Origin of the sequence: Microbacterium terrisoli (genome assembly GCF_030866805.1) — a bacterium.
GTDB classification, from domain to species: Bacteria; Actinomycetota; Actinomycetes; order Actinomycetales; family Microbacteriaceae; genus Microbacterium; species Microbacterium terrisoli.
Genome location: NZ_CP133019.1, coordinates 2,398,365 through 2,418,212, shown reverse-complemented (window position 1 = coordinate 2,418,212; position 19,848 = coordinate 2,398,365). Strand labels below are relative to the sequence as shown.

16 protein-coding genes are annotated in these 19,848 nt (G+C 69.4%); 14 read left to right on the top strand and 2 right to left on the bottom strand.

Annotated features, from left to right (window positions below; genetic code table 11):
- Genes QU603_RS10875 through QU603_RS10850 form a run of 6 tightly spaced genes read left to right on the top strand, consistent with a single transcriptional unit; the run spans position 1 to position 6,189 of the window.
- Positions 1-951 carry a sugar-binding transcriptional regulator gene (locus QU603_RS10875; protein WP_308491409.1) on the top strand — a complete coding sequence of 317 codons (951 nt, stop codon included), beginning with the start codon at positions 1-3 and terminating at the stop codon, positions 949-951.
- Positions 948-1,727, top strand: a complete 780-nt coding sequence (locus QU603_RS10870; RefSeq protein ID WP_308491408.1) for a hypothetical protein — start codon at positions 948-950, stop codon at positions 1,725-1,727. Before QU603_RS10875 ends, QU603_RS10870 begins: the two co-directional genes overlap by 4 nt.
- Positions 1,724-2,725 carry a deoxyribose-phosphate aldolase gene (gene deoC / locus QU603_RS10865; protein ID WP_308491407.1) on the top strand — a complete coding sequence of 334 codons (1,002 nt, stop codon included), beginning with the start codon at positions 1,724-1,726 and terminating at the stop codon, positions 2,723-2,725. The genes QU603_RS10870 and deoC overlap by 4 nt, the downstream gene beginning before the upstream one ends.
- A gap of 13 nt (positions 2,726-2,738) precedes the next feature.
- On the top strand, positions 2,739-4,301 hold the full coding sequence (locus tag QU603_RS10860) for an aldehyde dehydrogenase family protein (protein WP_308491406.1): 1,563 nt from the start codon (positions 2,739-2,741) through the stop codon (positions 4,299-4,301).
- Positions 4,298-5,149: an aldehyde dehydrogenase family protein gene (locus QU603_RS10855; RefSeq protein ID WP_308491405.1), complete on the top strand. Its 852-nt coding sequence runs from the start codon at positions 4,298-4,300 to the stop codon at positions 5,147-5,149. The genes QU603_RS10860 and QU603_RS10855 overlap by 4 nt, the downstream gene beginning before the upstream one ends.
- A gap of 53 nt (positions 5,150-5,202) precedes the next feature.
- A complete protein-coding gene (locus QU603_RS10850) occupies positions 5,203-6,189 on the top strand; it encodes an SLAC1 family transporter (RefSeq protein ID WP_308491404.1) in 987 nt (328 codons plus the stop codon).
- On the opposite strand, the gene QU603_RS10845 is transcribed toward QU603_RS10850, so the two are convergent.
- Positions 6,175-7,593: an MFS transporter gene (locus QU603_RS10845; RefSeq protein ID WP_308491403.1), complete on the bottom strand. Its 1,419-nt coding sequence runs from the start codon at positions 7,591-7,593 to the stop codon at positions 6,175-6,177. The genes QU603_RS10850 and QU603_RS10845 overlap by 15 nt on opposite strands.
- Before the next feature lie 229 nt (positions 7,594-7,822).
- Here QU603_RS10845 and QU603_RS10840 point away from each other — a divergent pair, with 229 nt between their 5' ends.
- Positions 7,823-9,973 carry a DEAD/DEAH box helicase gene (locus QU603_RS10840; protein WP_308491402.1) on the top strand — a complete coding sequence of 717 codons (2,151 nt, stop codon included), beginning with the start codon at positions 7,823-7,825 and terminating at the stop codon, positions 9,971-9,973.
- A 115-nt stretch (positions 9,974-10,088) separates the two neighbouring features.
- Complete coding sequence (locus tag QU603_RS10835) at positions 10,089-11,117, top strand: 6-phosphofructokinase (RefSeq protein ID WP_308491401.1); 1,029 nt, start codon at positions 10,089-10,091, stop codon at positions 11,115-11,117.
- A 15-nt stretch (positions 11,118-11,132) separates the two neighbouring features.
- On the opposite strand, the gene QU603_RS10830 is transcribed toward QU603_RS10835, so the two are convergent.
- The gene (locus QU603_RS10830; RefSeq protein ID WP_308491400.1) at positions 11,133-13,265 is read right to left on the bottom strand and encodes a S9 family peptidase; all 2,133 of its coding nucleotides are present in this window, start codon (positions 13,263-13,265) and stop codon (positions 11,133-11,135) included.
- A 154-nt stretch (positions 13,266-13,419) separates the two neighbouring features.
- Here QU603_RS10830 and QU603_RS10825 point away from each other — a divergent pair, with 154 nt between their 5' ends.
- The 6 genes from QU603_RS10825 to QU603_RS10800 all read left to right on the top strand — a co-directional run bounded on the left by QU603_RS10825 (position 13,420) and on the right by QU603_RS10800 (position 19,693).
- Positions 13,420-14,886 carry an inorganic phosphate transporter gene (locus QU603_RS10825; protein WP_308491399.1) on the top strand — a complete coding sequence of 489 codons (1,467 nt, stop codon included), beginning with the start codon at positions 13,420-13,422 and terminating at the stop codon, positions 14,884-14,886.
- The gene (locus QU603_RS10820) at positions 14,883-15,218 is read left to right on the top strand and encodes a peptidase (protein WP_308491398.1); all 336 of its coding nucleotides are present in this window, start codon (positions 14,883-14,885) and stop codon (positions 15,216-15,218) included. The genes QU603_RS10825 and QU603_RS10820 overlap by 4 nt, the downstream gene beginning before the upstream one ends.
- A 41-nt stretch (positions 15,219-15,259) precedes the next feature.
- Positions 15,260-16,180, top strand: coding sequence for a phosphodiesterase (locus QU603_RS10815; RefSeq protein WP_308491397.1), 921 nt, complete (start codon positions 15,260-15,262; stop codon positions 16,178-16,180).
- 120 nt (positions 16,181-16,300) lie between these two features.
- Positions 16,301-17,770, top strand: a complete 1,470-nt coding sequence (locus QU603_RS10810; RefSeq protein ID WP_308491396.1) for an aspartate ammonia-lyase — start codon at positions 16,301-16,303, stop codon at positions 17,768-17,770.
- A 90-nt stretch (positions 17,771-17,860) separates the two neighbouring features.
- Positions 17,861-18,442: a DUF4190 domain-containing protein gene (locus QU603_RS10805; protein WP_308491395.1), complete on the top strand. Its 582-nt coding sequence runs from the start codon at positions 17,861-17,863 to the stop codon at positions 18,440-18,442.
- 84 nt (positions 18,443-18,526) lie between these two features.
- Positions 18,527-19,693, top strand: a complete 1,167-nt coding sequence (locus QU603_RS10800; RefSeq protein WP_308491394.1) for a PrsW family intramembrane metalloprotease — start codon at positions 18,527-18,529, stop codon at positions 19,691-19,693.
- Positions 19,694-19,848 lie beyond the last annotated feature (155 nt).

Sequence of the window (19,848 nt, the reverse complement as noted above, 5' to 3'; positions counted from 1 at the left end):
GTGGAGACCGCCGTGGACGAAGAGCTGCTCTCGGTCCGCGTCGCCGAGCTGTACTACGACGCCGGCAAGACGCAGGACGAGGTCGGCGCGCTTCTGGGCATCTCGCGCTGGAAGGTCGGACGGCTGCTGACCCAGGCCCGCGAATCGGGCATCGTCCGCATCGAGATCATCCACCCCGGCGCACGCCGGCTCGGCGTGGAAAGGGCGCTCGTCGAGCGCTTCGCGCGGCTGCGTGAGGCCGTCGTGGTCCCGGCGACCGACGACGCCTCCGCGCTTACCGATCGCGTCGGACAGGCCGCCGCCGACCACCTGCGCGCCCTGCGGCCGGTCCCGCGCACCCTCGGCGTCAGCTGGGGGCGCACGCTGAATGCCGTCGCCGAGCATCTGCCGCAGGACTGGGCGCACGGCGTGACGGTCGTGCAGGTGAACGGCGGCGTCAGCGTCAACCGCAGGCCCGGCGGTGCGGCACATCTGGCCGCCACGATCGCCGAGCGCGCAGGCGGCGAAGCGGTGCTGCTGCCGAGCCCCGCGATCCTCGAGCAGGAAGAGACCGCGCAGGCCATCCAGTGGGATCGCACCGTCGCTGGGGTGCTCGCACGAGCAGCGGCCGCCGACGCGTATGTCTTCTCGGCCGGCGTGTGCGACGCGTCGTCCGCGCACGTCGAGAACGGCTACCTCGACCTCGCCGAGATCCGCCGGCTGCAGCAGCGCGGCGCGGTCGGCGATGTGCTCGGCCGTTACCTCGACCCCGACGGCAACATCGTCGACCCGGCGCTGGACGCGCGAACCGTCGGCATGCCGCTCGCGCGTCTGCGCGAGGCGCAGGTCGCGGTGTTCGTCACCGCGGGCGCCGCCAAGCACGACCTGGCCCGCACGGTGGTCGGCAGCGGCCTGTGCACCGTCGTCGTCACCGACGAGAACACGGCTCGATCCCTGCTGGAGGACGCATGACCACGCTCGCCACTCCGGGTCCACGACCGACGGTGACACGGCTGCGCCGCATCATCGTCGGCGTGATCATCGTGGCCTTCTCGCTCGCAGCCCTCGGCGGCATCGTCGTGCTGCTCGGCGGCGACCTCGGCCAGGCGGCATGGCGCGTCATCGGGACGACCGCCATCGTCGGCGCCTTCAGCGTCGCCGTGCTGTGCTGTGCCGCACTGCTCGGCCGGCCGCTGCAGCCGGTGGGCATGGTCGGGGTGGCGGTCTCGGTGCTGGCGGCCGCGCTCGTGATCTGGACGGTGTGGTACGACGGCGACGGCGGCACGGCCTGGGAGATCGTCGCCAAGGTGACCGGGACCTGCGTCACCGCCTCGATCGCTCTGGCGCTGGGCAGCCTGCTTCTGCTTCTCGCCGATCGTCGCCGCGCCCCCGTGCGCATCGGACTCATCATCACGTTGGCGCTGTTCGCCGTCGTGGTGCTCTTGATCGTGTATCTCATCTGGGGATCCGAGACCGTCGACGATCAGGTGTATCCGCGTGCGCTCGGCATCGGCGGCATTCTGGCCGCGCTCGGCGCGGTCGTGGTGCCGGTGATGTCGCTGCTGTTGCCGGACGCGCGATCCGGTGCCGTCGCACCCTCGGCCGGCGCACTGTCGCCCGTCGCACTCTCGCCGGGGGCGGTGACCCGTCTCGAACAAGAGGCCCGCCGTCGCGGCATCCCGCCCGACGCGCTCGTGGAGACACTGCTCGCGCAGCATACAGACCTGCCACCACTGGAGGAACGATGACCATTCAAGAACTCACTCGGCGCACCGCCATCGACGTTCTCGGCGGCGCGCCCGACGACCACACGCTCAAGCGCTTCGTGCACGGGCTGCCGGGGGTGGATGCCGTGGGCCTCGAGCAGCGCGCGGCAGCCCTGGGCACCCGTTCGATCAAGACGACCTCGAAGGCCTGGGCGCTGGAGCGCATCGTCGGACTCATCGACCTGACGACCCTCGAGGGCGCCGACACACCGGGCAAGGTGCGCTCGCTCGCCGCGAAGGCGCAGCATCCGGATGCCGCCGACCCGACGTGTCCGCCGGTGGCGGCGATCTGCGTGTACGGCGACATGGTGCCGTACGCGATCGAGGCGCTCGGCGACCGGCACGGCGACCCCGACGATGGCAGGATCGGCGTGGCGGCGGTGGCAACGGCCTTCCCCAGCGGTCGCGCGTCGCTGGAGGTCAAGCTCGCCGACACCCGCGATGCGGTGGCCGCCGGTGCCGACGAGATCGACATGGTCATCGACCGCGGTGCGTTCCTGTCCGGCCGCTATTCGCTGGTGTTCGACCAGATCGTGCAGGTCAAAGAGGCCTGCCGGCGCTCGGATGGGTCCTCGGCAGCGCTGAAGGTGATCTTGGAGACCGGCGAGCTGAACACCTACGACAACGTCAAGCGCGCCTCATGGCTCGCGATCCTCGCCGGTGGGGATTTCATCAAGACCTCGACCGGCAAGGTCTCACCGGCGGCCACGCTGCCGGTGACACTGCTGATGCTCGAGGTCGTCCGCGATTGGCATCGGCTGACCGGTGAATACATCGGGGTCAAGCCCGCGGGCGGCATCCGCACGTCGAAGGATGCCGTGAAGTACCTCGTGACGGTCGCCGAGACCGCCGGCGAGCATTGGCTGCAGCCGCACCTGTTCCGCTTCGGCGCGTCGAGCCTGCTCAACGACGTGCTGCTGCAGCGCCAGAAGATGTCCACCGGCCGGTACTCCGGCCCCGACTATGTCACCCTGGATTGACGAGGGATCGAACATGAGCTTTCTCGAGTACGCGCCGGCCCCCGAGTCGCGCAGCATCCTGAACCTGAAAGACCGGTACGGCCTGTTCATCGACGGTGACTTCGTCGACGGCACGGGCGGCTCGTTCACGACGATCTCACCGGCCGACGAGTCGCGCATCGCCGAGATCGCGCTCGCCTCAGATGAGGATGTCGATCGCGCGGTGGCCGCCGCGCGCCGCGCGCACACGGCGGTGTGGGCGAAGATGAGCGGGCGCGACCGCGGCAAGTATCTGTTCCGCATCGCACGGCTCGTGCAAGAGCGGGCGCGCGAGCTGGCCGTGGCCGAGAGCCTGGACAACGGCAAGCCGATCAAGGAGAGCCGTGACGTGGACGTGCCGCTGGTGGCAGCGTGGTTCTTCTACTACGCGGGGTGGGCCGACAAGCTCGACTACGCGGGCCTGGGCGCCGATCCGCGGTCGCTGGGGGTTGCCGGGCAGGTGATCCCGTGGAACTTCCCGCTGCTGATGCTCGCGTGGAAGATCGCGCCGGCGCTGGCGGCGGGCAACACCGTCGTGCTCAAACCCGCCGAGACGACGCCCCTGTCGGCGCTCATCTTCGCCGAGATCCTGCAGCAGGCCGACCTCCCCGCCGGTGTCGTGAACATCGTCACCGGCGCCGGCGCCACCGGAGCGGCCCTGGTGCGGCATCCCGATGTCGACAAGGTCGCCTTCACCGGCTCCACCGGGGTGGGGCGTCAGATCGCGCGCACCGTCGCCGGCACCGGAAAATCGCTGACACTGGAACTGGGCGGCAAGGCCGCGAACATCGTCTTCGACGATGCACCGATCGACCAGGCGATCGAGGGGATCGTCAACGGCATCTTCTTCAACCAGGGGCACGTGTGCTGCGCGGGCAGCCGTCTGCTGGTGCAGGAGTCGATCCACGACGAGGTCATCGATCGGTTGAAGACGCGGCTGTCGACGCTGCGGCTGGACGACCCGCTCGACAAGAACACCGACATCGGTGCGATCAACTCCGCCGCCCAGCTCGAGCGCATCCGCACGCTCAGCGACGCCGGGGAGCTGGAGGGCGCCGAGCGGTGGACCGCAGATTGCGTCATTCCCGACAAGGGGTTCTGGTTCGCGCCGACGATCTTCACCGGCGTCGAGGCATCCCACCGCATCGCGCGCGAAGAGGTCTTCGGGCCCGTGCTGTCGGTGCTCACCTTCCGCACGCCCGCCGAGGCCATCGCCAAAGCCAACAACACGCCGTACGGCCTGTCGGCGGGGATCTGGAGCGACAAGGGGTCGCGCATCCTGGCCGTCGCCGACCGGCTGCGCGCCGGCGTGGTGTGGGCCAACACCTTCAACCGGTTCGATCCGGCGTCGCCCTTCGGTGGATACAAGGAGTCCGGCTACGGCCGCGAGGGCGGACGCCACGGCTTGTCCGCGTACCTGAAGCCCGCCGCGCCGGTCGCTGAACGCGCCAAGCGCGACACTCCGGTCGTTGAGCGAGGCCGCGCGAGGCGCGACCGAGACGAAACGCACGCTGCCGACAGACCTGCCCGCAAGTCCCGCAAGGAGGCCTCGCGATGAGCGCCCGACTGACCGTGCCCAAGACGTACAAGCTGGCGATCGGCGGGGCGTTCCCGCGCAGCGAGTCCGGGCGCACCTACGAGGTCGTCTCGGCTGCCGGCACATTCCTCGCCAACGCCGCGAAGGCTTCGCGCAAAGACGCCCGCGATGCCGTGCGCGCGGCGCGCGGCGCGCAGTCCGGCTGGGCGGGGGCGACCGCTTACAACCGCGGACAGGTGCTGTATCGGGTCGCCGAGATCCTCGAGGGCCGCCGTGCGCAGTTCGTCGACGAGATCGTCGCGCAAGAGGGTGTGACCGCCACGGTCGCCGGCGCCCAGGTCGACGCCGCGATCGACCTGTGGGTCTGGTACGCCGGCTGGTGCGACAAGTACGCCCAGGTCGCCGGCGGACTGAACCCGGTCGCCGGAGCGTACTTCAACATCTCGGCTCCCGAGCCGACCGGCGTGGTCGCCGTGATCGCACCGCAGGACTCCGCGTTGCTGGGGCTGGTGGCAGTTCTCGCGCCGGCTCTGGTGGCGGGCAACACCGTCGTCGTGGTCGCCAGCGAACGCAGTCCGCTGTCGGCCATCAGCCTTGCCGAGGTGCTGGCCACCAGCGACATTCCCGGGGGAGTGGTCAACGTGCTCACCGGGTCGCCGGCAGAGCTCGGCCCGTGGCTGGCCGATCACGCCGATGTGAACGCGCTGGATCTGGCCGGTGCCGCCGAGCTCGACTGGATCGACCTGCAGGTGCGCGCCGCCGAGACCCTCAAGCGCGTTCTCGTGCCGGGCGACCCGGTGCCCTCGCCGCAGCGCATCGCCGCGTTCACCGAGATCAAGACGGTCTGGCACCCCAAGAGCATGCTCTAGTCCCGGGCACCCGGCCGCCAAGGCTGGGCGCGCGTGCCACACTCGACAGTGAGATGAGCACCCGGCCGACTGCGCGAAGCGGCACCGGTCTGCCGTTCGGGGCGGTGATGGCCACGGGCGCCGCCGCACAGCTGTGCGACCTCGTGGGGGTCGCCGCGTGGGCTCCGCTGTTCGTGGTGCTGACGATCGTGATCGCGGCCGCCGTGACGGTCACAGGCGTGCTCGGCCTGCGCCGGCCGGGTGCGCTGCGCGTCGGGTTCGGGCATTTCACGATCCCGGTCGGTCTCGGTGTGATCGCGGTGACGCTGGCCGGCGCCGATGCCCCCGCGCCGGCGGTCCTGCGCACCGGGTGCGCGGTGGCGGCGTGGGCCTCCACGGCCGTTCTGCTGGTGGCGGTGGTCGGGCATCTGCCGTGGTCGCGTCCGGGCCTTGCCGCGGTGAACGGCGTCTGGTTCATCGCGCCGGCCGCGCTGCTGGCCGATGCCGCAGCCGCCGTGGTGCTTGTGCCGGCGGCGGCACCGGCGGCGGCCGATGCGGCGGTGGCGGTCGCGGTGTGGTGCGTGTGGTGCGGGGTCGCAGGCTACGCGGTACTGCTGGTGGTGGCAGCGGTGCGGGTCGTACGCCATCGCTTCGCCGGTGCACCGGGGGTGGCCTGGTGGATCGTGACCGGGTGCGGGGGCCTTGCCGCCGATGCGCTCGGGCATGTCGCCGTGGTCGATCCGGGCGCCCGCTCCGCGTTCACCGTGGCCGCCGTGGCGTGCTGGACGGTCGCCACGATCGTGTTCGTGCCGATCGGCGTGGGCAGCGTGCTCTCGCTGTGGCGGCGGCGACGCGTGGGCGGCGCGTGGCCGCCGGCCTTCTCCAGCGGCGTGTACGCGCTGGGCACTGCCCAGGTGGCGCTTCTTCTGCCGGCACCTGGCATGCAGCCGGTGGCGGTGATCGTCGCCGTCGAGACGCTCGTGGTGTGGGTGGCGATCGCCGCAGTGCACGTCAGTGGAGGCGTACGGACTCGGCAGACCGTGCGATCACATCGAGGGTGAGACATCCGCCACCGCGCGCGGGTTGCGGATGCCCGCGAACGAGATCACCCCGCCGAGTGCGAACATCGCCGCCGTGACGATCGCGACCCTCCAGAAGCCCTGCAGGTCGAGCACCCCACCCACCATCATGCCCAGCAGCGCGACGGTGACCAGTCCCGCGATGCGGGCGACGGCATTGTTGACCGCCGAGGCGATGCCGCTGCGCTCCGGCTCGATCGAGCCCAGGATCGCCGCGGTCAGCGGGGCGACCGTGATCGTCAGTCCGATGCCGTACACGATCACCGAGGGCAGTACCTGCAGCCAGTAGTCGAAGTCTTCGCGCACCGTCAGCAGCAGGAGCATTCCGACCGCCATCGTCAGGGGCCCGAGCGTCATGAACATCCGTGGACCGAGCTTTCCCGCCCAGGTGCCCACGCGCGAGCTGAACAGGATCATGATGACCGTCGAGGGCAGGCTCGCAAGGCCCGCGAGCGTGGCGGGCAGACCGGCACCCTGCTGCAGATAGACGGCCAGCACCAACCCGTTCAATGAGAGCGCGCCGTACACGAACGCGGTCGCGAGATTGCCCGCCGAGAAGTTGCGGATGCGGAACAGCCCCAGCGGCATCATCGGCTCGCGGGCGAACCTCTGTCGCACGAGGAAGCCGGCGATGCACAGGATGCCGATGACCATGGTGCCCCAGATCGCCGGCGACGACCAGCCCAGCCGCTCCTGCTCGATCAGCGCGAAGACCGCGCCCCCCAGGCCCACCGTGCACAGCATCGCGCCGAGCCAGTCCACCGTCGCGCCCGCGCGCCGCTTGTCGCGCTGATGCAGGATCGCCAGCAGCCAGAGCGTCGCGCCGATGGGCAGCACATTGATGAGGAACACCAGCCGCCACGACACGAGGTCGACGAACGCACCGCCCAACACCGGCCCCACGAGCATGGCCGCCGTCGTCGCCCCCGTCCACGTGCCGATCGCGCGGGACTGCGCAGGACCGCGGAACGTCGAGGTGATCAGAGCCAGGGAGCTCGGCACCAGGAGGGCCCCTGCGATGCCCTGAAGACCGCGTGCGACGATCAGGAACATGGGGTCGATCGCAGCGGCGGCGGCGATAGAGGTGATGCCGAATCCGATCAGCCCCACCCGGAGAACGACGATCCGCCCGAACACGTCGCTGAGGGAGCCTGCCACCAGGATGAGGGAGCCGAGCGTGATCAGGTAGGCGTCGACGACCCATTGCTGGGTGGCAAGGCCTCCGCCCAGATCGCGCTGGATCGCCGGCAGGGCGACGGTGACGACGGTGCCGTCCAGGAACGAGACGAACGAGGCCAGGATCGCGATCAGCAGGACCAGCCGCTGCGCGCGCGCGGATGCCGCTCCCGCACCGGTCGTCTCGCCATCATTCGCACCGTCGTCCACGGCATCACCATAGGGCACACCTGCGACGCGCGGGACACGACGATGTGTTGACGGCGCGGATGCCGTAGAATGGCGGCGGGGATCATCTGCGGCACGACGCCGAAGCGACGGTTGCCGGCCGATGCCTCCCGCCTCGTCAGCGCCCCGTTCGTGCGCCTTCGGGGCATCACAGCCCGAACCGGTCGCGCCGGCAGCACAGTCCGGCGCAGATCTCACGCTCAGGAGGAGCATGCCGACCACGGCACCCGCCCAGACTTCCGTCCGCCGCCGGAAGTCGTCGTCACGACACGACGACGACGCGCCCATCATCCCGATTCTCGCCCGCAAGGTGCGCGAGGTCGAGGCCAAGGCGCAGCGCGGCAAGCTCGGACCCACCAACCGCGTCAAGTTCCAGGTCATCGCGTTCCTGGTGCGCGAAGAGCGCGCCCGCGTGAAGGCCGACACCGCACAGACAGACTCCGTGCGCGCCGAGCTGCTCAAGCGCCTGGACGGCGTGGCGACGATCCTCGCCAAGACGGCCGCGCGCGACACCTCGCTGATCCAGCTGCTGGAGGCCGACCAGGCGACGTCGCCGGTGGCCAAGCGCATGCGGCGCGATTGGCTTCTCGAATCGGGCGCCGAGCTGGCTCCCGACGAGCTCATCATCACCGACGTCGTCCCGATGCAGGCCACCGTGGTGCCTGCGGGGCTCGCCGAGCGCCAGGTCATCCCGCCGCAGATCGAGGCGCGTCGCGACGCGAATCCGTTCCTCGCTCCCGATCTGGGCCTGAGGCCTGCGTCGGGCACTCCGCGACGGCGGCTTGACGGCTGGGAGCTGATGGGCCCGCTCTACAAGTCGTTCGCCACCGGCGCCGGCGGGGGAGCGGCCACCATGGACCTGCCCCCGGTTCCGGAGTTCGATCGGCTGTCGCCGAAGGGCCTGGAGGTCATGGCGCACCAATCCCGGTTCCTCGAGGCCGTGCGTGCCGGGCATCGCTCGTTCCTGCTGGCCGACGAGCCGGGTCTGGGCAAGACGGCCGAGTCGGTGCTCGCCGCCTCGGTCGCCGAGGCGTATCCGCTGCTGGCGGTCGTTCCGAACGTCGTGAAGATGAACTGGGCGCGCGAGGTCGAGCGGTGGACGCCGCAGCGGCGCGCAACCGTCATCTCCGGCGACGGCGAAGACGTGGACGCCTTCGCCGACGTGTTCATCATCAACTACGAGATCCTCGATCGGCACCTGTCGTGGCTGAGCGGGCTCGGACTGAAGGGGCTGGTCGTCGACGAGGCCCACTTCATCAAGAATCTCTCGTCGCAGCGCTCCCAGAATGTGCTGGCACTGGCCGGGCGCATCCGCGAGCAGGTCAGCAACCCGCTCATGCTGGCGCTGACCGGAACGCCGCTGATCAACGATGTCGAGGACTTCGATGCGATCTGGCGCTTCCTGGGGTGGACCAACGGCGAGAAGCCGGGTGCGCAGCTCATGCAGAAGCTCGACGCGACGGGGCTGACCCCCGCCGACAAGGCCTTCTACCCCGCGGCGCGCGACGCCGTGATCTCGATGGGCATCGTCCGGCGCAAGAAGAAGGATGTCGCCGCCGACCTGCCCGACAAGCTCGTCGCCGACCTGCCGGTCGAGCTCGACGACGAGTACGGCCGGTCGATCCGTCAGGCCGAGCACGAGCTCGGCGAGCGGCTGGCGGCCCGCTATCGCCGCATCGTCGCGGCGCGCGGAGACCGCGGGCTCGCCCCCGGTGAGGTCGACGATGACATCGTGCGCCTGGTCGCCCAGAACGAGCTCGACGAGTCGAAGGCGGCAGGCACGGGCGGTGACAACGTCTTCACGATGGTCCGCAAGATCGGTCAGGCCAAGGCGCTGCTGGCCGCCGACTATGCCGTGCAGCTGCAGCGGTCGGTGGGCAAGGTCGTGTTCTTCGCGAAGCACATCGACGTGATGGATGCCGCAGAAGCCCACTTCGCGGCATCCGGCCTCACCTCTGTGTCGGTGCGCGGCGACCAGTCCACGCCCGCGCGGCAGCAGGCCATCGACGCGTTCAACAACGATCCGGCCGTCGGGGTCGCGGTCTGTTCGCTGACCGCCGCGGGGGTCGGACTGAACATGCAGGCAGCGTCCAACGTCGTGCTCGCCGAGCTGAGCTGGACCGCCGCCGAGCAGACGCAGGCGATCGACCGTGTGCACCGCATCGGGCAGGACGAGCCGGTCACGGCGTGGCGGATCATCGCCGCACACACGATCGACACGAAGATCGCCGAGCTCATCGATTCGAAGCAGGGTCTGGCTGCCCGCGCCCTCGACGGTGAAGCGGTGGATCCGACCTCGAGCGACTCGGTGCAGCTGTCGGCGCTCATGCACCTGACCCGTCAGGCGCTCGGCGCGGAGTGACCCGCTCGCGTGCGCGCAGGCGCTGCACACGTGTCAACGGTCGGTCATCGGGGGCGCTAATGTCGATCGTGGCAGCGTCGCCGGTACCCCCCAACCCGACCTGAGGACGATAAGCATGAAGATCGGCATCCTGACCAGTGGTGGCGACTGCCCCGGACTGAATGCGGTGATCCGCGGCGTCGTGCTGAAGGGGACCACGACGTACGACCTCGAGTTCGTCGGCATCCGCGACGGGTGGCGCGGCGTCGTCGAGGGCGATTTCTTCCCGCTTACCCGCCACGAGGTCAAGGGCCTGTCCAAGGTGGGCGGCACGATCCTCGGCACGAGCCGCACCAACCCCTACGAGGGACCGCGCGGCGGCGCCGAGAACATCGCCAAGACGCTGTACGGCCACCGCATCGACGGGATCATCGCGATCGGCGGCGAGGGCACTCTCGCGGCAGCCGACCGACTGGCCGGAGACGGTCTGAACGTCCTGGGTGTGCCCAAGACGATCGACAACGATCTGCGGGCCACCGACTATTCGTTCGGGTTCGACACCGCGGTGAACATCGCGACCGATGCGATGGACCGGCTGCGCACCACTGGCGACTCCCACCAGCGCTGCATGGTGGCCGAGGTGATGGGCCGGCACGTCGGGTGGATCGCGCTGCACGCCGGCATGGCCGCCGGCGCCCACGTGATCTGCATCCCCGAGGTGCCGATGTCGATCGACGACGTGTGCGACCTGGTCACCAGCGCTCATGACCGGGGGCGTGCGCCGCTGGTCGTCGTCTCGGAGGGGTTCACCCTGACCGGCATGGACGAGGCCTACAGCGACAAGGGCATGGACGCGTTCAACCGTCCGCGCCTGGGCGGCATCGGCGATGTGATGGCGCCCGAGATCGAACGCATCACCGGCATCGAGACCCGTGCGACGGTGCTCGGCCACATCCAGCGCGGGGGATCGCCGTCGGGTTTCGACCGGGTGCTGGCCACCCGGCTCGGGCTGCATGCGGCCGACGCCGTGGTCGAGGGCGCGTGGGGCCAGATGGTGGCCATGCGCGGCACCGACATCGTGCGGGTGCCGTTCGCCGAGGCGCTGGGGGAGCTGAACACGGTTCCGCAGTACCGCTACGACGAGGCCGCCGTCCTGTTCGGCTGATGTGCCCGCGGCCGCTCACGCCTCGGCGACGCCCAGCACGTCCAGCAGCCAGGCCAGCTCGAACGCCCGCTCCCGCCACGCGTTGTAACGCCCGCTGACGCCGCCGTGCCCGGCCACCATCTCGCACTTCAGCAGCGCGTCGGCTCCCGCCTCGCGCAGCCGTGCCACCCATTTGGCCGGCTCCACGTACAGCACGCGGGTGTCGTTCAGCGAGGTCACCGCGAGGATGTGCGGGTACGCGGCATCCTCTCGGACATTCTCATACGGGGTGTACGACTTCATGTACGCGTACACATCGGCGTCGTGCAGCGGGTCGCCCCACTCGTCCCATTCGATGACGGTCAGCGGCAGCGACGGGTCGAGGATGCTGGTGAGCGCATCGACGAACGGCACGTTGGCCAGCACGCCCGCGAACAGCTCGGGGGCGAGGTTGGCGATCGCGCCCATGAGCAGACCGCCCGCCGACCCGCCCTCGGCCACCAGACGGTCGGGAGAGGTGATACCGGCGTCGATCAGGTGGCGGGCGCAGTCGACGAAGTCGGTGAACGTGTTGCGCTTGTGCAGCAGCTTGCCGTCTTCGTACCACTGCCGGCCCATCTCGCCGCCGCCGCGCACATGGGCCACGGCGAACACGACGCCGCGGTCCAGCTCGCTCAGCCGCGCCACCGAGAAGCCCGGCTCGATCGAGTGCTCGTACGATCCGTACCCGTACAGGTGCAGCGGGCGCGGCGCGTCACCGAGCTCGTCGCCGAACGAGCGCTTCCACACGAGCGAGACGGGCACCTGCGTGCCGTCCGCAGCCGTCGCCCACATGCGCTGCTGCGCGTAGTCGGCCGGCTCATAGCCGCCCAGCACCGGTTCGCGCTTGCGCAGCAGCTTCTCGCCGGTGGCCACGACGTAGTCGTAGACGGTGCCGGGGGTGACGAACGACGCGTAGCCCAAGCGGATCACCGGCGGCGCCCACTCCGGATTGCCGGCGGCGCCGGCGGCATAGAGAGGCTCGTCGAATGTGAGCTCGTCGATGCCGCTGGTGGCGTAGTCGAACATGCCCATGCGCGCGAGGCCTTCGCGCCGGTACCCGATCACGGCGAAGTCGCGGAAGGTCGACAGCCCCAGCAGTCGCCTGCCGGGTGCGTGCGGCACGACCACCTCGGGCGTTCCTTGAGGGTCGGATGCCGCGACCCGCACCAGCTCGAAGTCCAGCGCGTTCTTGTTGTGCAGGATGTACAGCACGTCCTGGCCGTCCACGACGGCGTGGTCGCTGTCGTACTCCACGCCCTCTTCGCGCGGCCAGACCACGCGCGCCTGCCCGCGCAGGTCGTCGGCGTCCAGGATCCACTCCTCGCTGGTGATCGAGGAGCCCAGCCCGATCATGAGGTACTTGTCGCTGCGGGTGAAGCCGGCACCCACCCAGAACTTCTCGTCGGGCTCGTGGAAGAGCTTCGCGTCGTCGGCCACCGGCGTGCCCAGCTCGTGCAGCCACACGGTGTCGGGGCGCCAGGCGTCATCGACCGTGGAGTACACGACGAAGCGGCTGTCGGGTGAGAGCGAGGCCCCCGAGAACGTGTCGGGGATCTCGTCGGGCAGGTCCTGGCCGGTGCGCAGGTCCCGCACGCGCAGCAGGTAGCGCTCGTCGCCGGCGACATCCACTCCGTAGAGCATGAGGTTGCCGTCGGTGGAGACCTCGAAGCTGCCCAGCGAGAAGAACTCGTGGCCCTCCGCTTCGACGTTGGCGTCCAGCAGCACCTCCTCGCCGGGCACCTCCACGTCGGCCGACAGCTCGGGGGGCGTCCAGTCGTCGGGCGAGGCCAGGGGTGCCCGGCACTGGATGCCGTACTGCTTGCCCTCAACGGTGCGTCCGTAGTACCACCAGTCGCCGCGCCGAGTGGGCACCGACAGGTCGCTCTCCTGCGTGCGGCTCTTGATCTCACCGAACACCCGCTCGCGCAGCGACTCCAGGTGCGCCGTGCGGGCCTGCGTATAGGCGTTCTCCGCCTCCAGGTGCTCGATCACCTGCGGGTCGTCCTTCGCGCGCAGCCACTCGTACGGGTCTTGGACGGTGTCGCCGTGATGCGTGCGGGCGGTCGGGCGGCGGTCGGCGACGGGGGCGGAGACGGATGCCGCAGCGGCGGCGCGCGATTCGGTCACGGTAGTCCACCGTAGTCGCCGGTTCACGGTTCTCAGCCGCACGTGAGAGTATTTCTGTGTCCCGGGAAGCCGGGGCCGCGAGATCTGTGAACTCTTCGTTCGCATCGCCGACACCATCGGCCCATCCACGCCCACAAATCCCGGAAAGCGAACGGTGGAAACCGCAGCTCTGATCGTCGTGCTGGTCATCGCTCTGGCACTCTTCTTCGACTTCACGAATGGCTTCCACGACACCGCGAATGCGATGGCGACGCCCATCGCGACCGGCGCTCTCAAGCCCAAGGTCGCCGTGGGACTGGCCGCAGGGCTGAACCTGGTGGGGGCGTTCCTGTCCACCGAGGTGTCGCAGACCATCTCGCACGGCATCATCCGTGAAGATCAGATCACGAATTCGACGCAGTTCCTCGCCCTCATCTTCGCCGGGCTGATCGGCGCCGTGGCCTGGAACATGCTGACCTGGCTGCTGGGCCTTCCCTCCAGCTCGTCGCATGCTCTGTTCGGCGGCCTGATCGGCGCGACCCTCGTGGGTGTGGGAGTGATCGGGGTCAACTTCGGCGAAGTGTTCGGCAAGGTCATCCTGCCGGCGCTGCTCTCGCCGCTGACGGCCGGGATCGTCGCGTTCCTGGCCACCCGGCTCGCCTACGCGCTGACCCGCCGGTACGACAACAAGCCCGACGGACGCAGCGGCTTCCGCTGGGGCCAGATCTTCACCTCGTCGATGGTCGCTCTGGCGCACGGCACGAACGACGCGCAGAAGACGATGGGCATCATCACCCTCGCCCTGATCATGGCCGGCTGGCAGAACAAGGACCAGGCCGAGCCCCACATCTGGGTGATCCTGGCCTGTGCGTTCACGATCGCGCTGGGCACCTACCTCGGCGGCTGGCGCATCATCCGCACCCTCGGCAGGGGGCTGACCGACGTCAAGCCCGCCCAGGGGTTCGCCGCCGAGACCGCGACGGCCGCCACGATCCTCGCCTCCAGCGCGGTGGGCTTCGCGCTGTCCACGACGCAGGTCGCGTCGGGATCGGTCATCGGCTCGGGCCTCGGCCGCCGCGGATCGAAAGTGCGCTGGGGCACCGCTGGAAAGATCGCCGTCGGATGGCTGCTGACACTGCCGGCGGCCGGTGCGGTCGGGGCGGTGGCGGCGCTGATCGTCGGATGGCTGGGCAACTGGGGCATCCTCGTCGATGGCGTGCTGGCACTGGCACTGATCGTCGGACTGTTCCTGCGGTCGCGGCGCAACGCCGTCACCGCGGCGAATGCGATGAGCGACGTGGCCGAGTCGGGCCGTGCGGTCAAGGTCAAGAAGAACCCGCCGCCCACGCGTCGCCAGCGGGCGATCATCCGCGAAGAAGAACGTCGCAAGGCCGAAGAGAAGGCGCGCCGCAAAGCCGAAGAGCGCGAGCGCGAGCGCCGCCGGCTCGAAGAAGAAGCACGTGCGAAGGCCGAGAAGAAGGCGAAGGCGAAGGCCGACGCCAAGAAGAGCGACGGCGAGAAGAAGCGCACGGACAAGAAGAAGAAGGCGGACGGCAAGAAGACCGGCGGCAAGAAGAAGGTCGCTGAAGCCGAACGAGGCGCCGCAGCGAGGAACGCCGCGGGCGGGAAGGGCGCGAAATGACGGTCGACATCAACTGGCTCGCATTCGTGCAGGTCTTCGTCGTGGCCCTGGGCGGTGCGATCATCGTCGTCGGGTTCTATGCGATCGGGGTGCGCATGCTCGTGCGTGCGGGCCGGGTGCCGGTCGTCGCCCCGGCTGAATTCACCGATGCGATCACGGTGATCACGCCGAAAGAGGCGGCACGTGCCGAGAAGGCGGCGGCGAAGGCCGCCAAGAAGAGCCCGCTGACCACGGCGCAGAAGGACCTGGCGTTCGTCGCCGCCTGCGCGTCGTTCACGCTGTGCGGGGCGGCGGTGCTCAGCGGCATCCTGCTGATCGTCTTCAACCACTGAAGCTGTGCGGGTCCGGGGGGCTGCGCCCCTAGGCTGAGGGGATGGATGCCGCGTTCCCTCGCTTCGGGTCCCACTCGCCAGCACTTCGCACCATCGTCCACGTCAGCGACACGCACCTGATGGGTGGCAACCGTCCGCTGAACGGGCGTTACGACACCTCGGCGAACCTGCAGCGGACGCTCGCGGCGATAGAGCGATTGTCGCTGCGCCCCGACGCCCTGGTGTTCACCGGCGATCTGACCGATCTCGGTGAGCCTGCTGCCTACGTGGCGTTGAAGCAGGCCGTCGAACCGGTCGCGCAGCGCCTGGGCGCGCCCGTGATCTGGGTGGCCGGCAATCACGACGAACGACCCGAGCTGCGGCGCTCCCTGCTGGGGCGCGAACCCAGTCAGCAGCCCGTCACCGGCGTCTGGGACCTCAGCGGGCTGCGGCTGATCGCACTCGACTCCTCGGTGCCCGGCTGGCACCACGGCGATCTGGATGCCGCTCAGCTGGAGTGGCTGGGCGGCGTGCTGGCAGAGCCCGCGCCGCTGGGCACGCTGCTGGCGATGCACCATCCGCCGCTGCCCGGCCACATCCCGTTCTTCGACCTGCTCGAGCTGCGGCATCAGGACGCGTTGGCGGCGGTGATCGCGGGCACCGATGTCCGCGGCATCCTCGCCGGTCATCTGCACTACTCGACGCATGGAATGTTCGCGGGAGTGCCGGTGAGCGTGTCGGCCGCGTCGTGCTACACGATGAACCTCGCGCGTCCGGCGGTGGAGGTCAACGGGATGGATGCCGGCCAGTCCTTCCATCTCGTCCACGTGTACGACGACACGATCACGCACGCCGTGGTGCCCGTGGTCGACGCACCCACGGCGGATGTCTTCAATGAAGAGTGGCTTGCGGCCATGGCTGCGCTGAGTCCCGAGGAGCGGCTCGAGCGATTCGCACGCAAACCCCCGCGCAACGCGGACTGACGTCAGGTACAGCCGGCGGCTTGCGGTTGTACCCGATGTACACCGGATCGTGGTGTGCGGGCAGGTAAGCTCGAAGCGATCACTTCCGATCCGCCGTGACCCACAAGGACGCTGACACACATGGCTATGGACGCAACGATGCGCACACGCACCGAGACCGATTCACTGGGCTCGATGGAGATCCCCGCCGATGCCTATTGGGGCATCCATACGGCGCGGGCTCTGGCGAACTTCCCGATCGCGAAGCGGCCGATCTCGGTGTACGACGACTTCGTGAAGGCCCTCGCGATGGTCAAGCAGGCATCGGCGCGCGCGAACCGCGAGATCGGCGTGCTCTCGCACGAGAAGGCAGATCTCATCGATCGCGCCGCGCAGCTCGTGATCGACGGCAAGTTCCACGACCAATTCGTGGTCGGCGTCATCCAGGGCGGCGCGGGCACGTCGACCAACATGAACGCGAACGAGGTCATCACCAACGTCGCCCTGGAGCTGGCCGGCCGCGAGAAGGGCGACTATGCCTTCCTCGCGCCGATCGATGACACCAACCGCAGCCAATCCACCAACGACGTGTACCCGACCGCGGTCAAGGTGGGTCTGTCGCTGCTGCTGCAGAGCCTGCTCGAAGAGATGAGCCTGCTGCGCGCGTCGTTCCTGGCCAAGGCCGTCGAGTTCCACGACATCCTGAAGGTCGGTCGCACGCAGCTGCAGGATGCCGTGCCCATGACGCTGGGGCAGGAGTTCCACGGGTTCGCCTCCACACTCGGCTACGACCACCAGCGGCTGACGGAGAACGCCAGCCTCATGTTCGAGATCAACATGGGCGCCACCGCCATCGGCACCGGCATCACCACCCACCCCGGCTACGCGCCGGCGGTCCTGCGGCATCTGCGCGAGATCACGGGTCTGGATCTGGCCACCGCATCCGACCTTGTCGAGGCCACCAGCGACACCGGCTCGTTCATGTCGTTCTCCTCGTCGCTCAAGCGCAGCGCGATCAAGCTGTCGAAGATCTGCAACGACCTGCGCCTGCTCTCGAGCGGCCCGCAGGCGGGTCTGGGCGAGATCAACCTGCCCGCGAAGGCGGCAGGCTCCTCGATCATGCCGGGCAAGGTCAACCCGATCATCCCCGAGGTCGTCAACCAGGTCGCCTTCTCGGTCGCCGGCGCCGACGTCACCGTCACGATGGCCGCCGAGGCCGGGCAGCTCCAGTTGAACGCCTTCGAGCCGGTCATCGCGCATTCGATCTTCCAGTCGATCACCTGGATGCGCCAGGCGATGTGGACCCTGCGCGTGAACTGCATCGACGGGATCACCGCCAACCGCGAGCGTCTGGGCGCCATGGTCGGCTCGTCGGTGGGCGTGGTCACGGCGCTGACTCCCTTCATCGGCTACGCGGCGTCGGCGGCTCTGGCCAAGACGGCGCTGCTGACCGGCCGCAACGTCAGCGACCTGGTCGTGGAAGCCGGGCTGATGGCCCGCGAAGAGGTCACCAAGCAGTTGTCGCCTGCCCGGCTGTCGGGGCTGGAGGCGGTCACGACCGAGATCCCGATCGTGCAGCCCGCCGAGAACGTCGTCGCCGAGGAGCACTGAGCCGCGTCTTCCGCGTGAGCGGGCGGACTGCGCTGTAGCGTGGGAAGCCGAAAACGTGTCCGCACAGCATCCCCACCGGAAGGCAAAGCAATGACCAACGTTCCCGACTCCGGCACTCCGCAGCCTGCGCAGGACCCGCAGCAGCCGGTGCCCCCCGAGCAGCCGCAGGCGCCCGAGCAGCCGCCGGCCGCCGTGCCGCCGGCCCCGCCCGCCTACGGGCAGCAGCCCGCATATGAGCAGGCGCCGCCGTACGGGCAGGCCCCTGCCTATGGTCAGGCCGCCCCGTACGGACAGGTGCCGGCCTACCCGCAGGCGCCGCCGGTCTACGGCCAGCAGCCGGCGACGATCCCGGGCCGCACGATGGGCATCGTTGCGATGGTGCTGTCGCTGGTGGGACTGGTCACCGGCATCACGGCGCTTGTGGGGCTGGTGCTCGGCATCGTCGCGATGGTGCAGAGCAAGAAGGCGGGCCACAAGAACGGCTTCGCCCTGGCGGCCATCATCATCGGCGCCATCCTGGTCGTGCTGTCGATCATCGCGCTGATCGTGTTGATCGTCGCGCTGTCTTCTCTCACCAACGCGGTCAATGTGTGTGCGAACGACCCGTCGGCGTACGTGAACATCTGGGGCGTCTCGGTCAGCTGCACGGACTTCACCACCGGCTCTCGCTGAGCCGGCTGAGCTGCACAGAACGCGCGCCGCGTCGTCGCCGTCCACGGCGCAACGACGTGGCGTGCGGCTTCTATGCTGAACGACATGTCGTTCCCTTCACCGCTGGCTCGCGGCTACTCCGACGATGCCGCGCCGGTGCCCACCGGACCCGCCGTCCCACCGCTGCCTCAGCTCGCTTCGCGCGGGCGTCGAGTGGTGCCGTGGCTGGTGGCCGTCCTGGTCGTGGCGCTGCTGGGTCTGGTCGCGTATTTCCTCGAGGCGATAGGACCCGGTGCATCGATCGTCGGCATGGTCATCGCGCTGGTGCCGCTGACGGTGGTGCTGCTGGCCGTCCGCTTCGTCGATCGCTGGGAGCCCGAACCGCGCGGCCTCGTGCTGTTCGCCCTCGCATGGGGCGCCATCGCTGCTGTGGCCATTGCGCTGGGCGTGGACCTGCTGCTGACCCGCACGTTCGCCCTCCCCGACACTGAGCTGCATGATGCGCTTCGAGCGGTGCTGCAGGCCCCACTGGTGGAAGAGTTCGCGAAGGGCCTCGGTGTCTTCCTCATCTTCGCAACGGCCCGACGCGCGTTCGACGGCCCCGTGGACGGCATCGTCTACGGGGCCCTGGTCGCCGCCGGCTTCGCGTTCACCGAGAACATCCAGTACTTCGCCGTCAGCATGATCGAGGGCGGCACGACGCAGTTGACCGCGACGTTCATCCTGCGCGGACTCCTCTCGCCGTTCGCGCACGTCATGTTCACGTCGGTGACCGGCTTCATGCTCGGTCTTGCCGCGCGGCGCGGAGTGCGCACCTCGGCCGCGGTCGGCCCATGGCTGCTGGGGATCCTCGGAGCCGCCGCTCTGCACGCGCTGTGGAACGCCTCCGCCCAGTTCTTCGACTTCTTCGCGCTGTACGTCACGCTGCAGATACCGCTGTTCATCGCGTTCATCGTCGGCATCGTGCTGCTGCGCCGCGAGGAGCGGCGGCTGACCCGGGAACGGCTGGGGGAGTATGCCGCGGCGGGCTGGTTCACCCCGCAAGAGGTCGACATGCTCGCCACGTCGCACGGTCGCCGAGCGGCGCGGGCGTGGGCGCGCACGCTGCGAGGCGATCGCACCGGGATCATGAAGGGCTTCATCGCGGACGCCACATCCCTGGCCGCCGTGCGCCAGCGCATCGTGACGGGTCGTGATCCGGCGGCGGCAGCGGATCAGCAGACGCTGTTGATCCGCACGGTCGCCGCTCGCCGGGCGCTGTTCGCACCGTGAGGGCCAAGGCCCCCGAATCAAGACTCAGCGCCCGGTGCCGCGGCGATGCCTGCGTGTCTCCCGAGCGCTGAGTTGGTCTGCCACCAGGATGACACGGGCCGTCAGAGGCGTCAAGCACTGCGGCGTCACGCGCGTTGACCACGGGCGGACCGTCC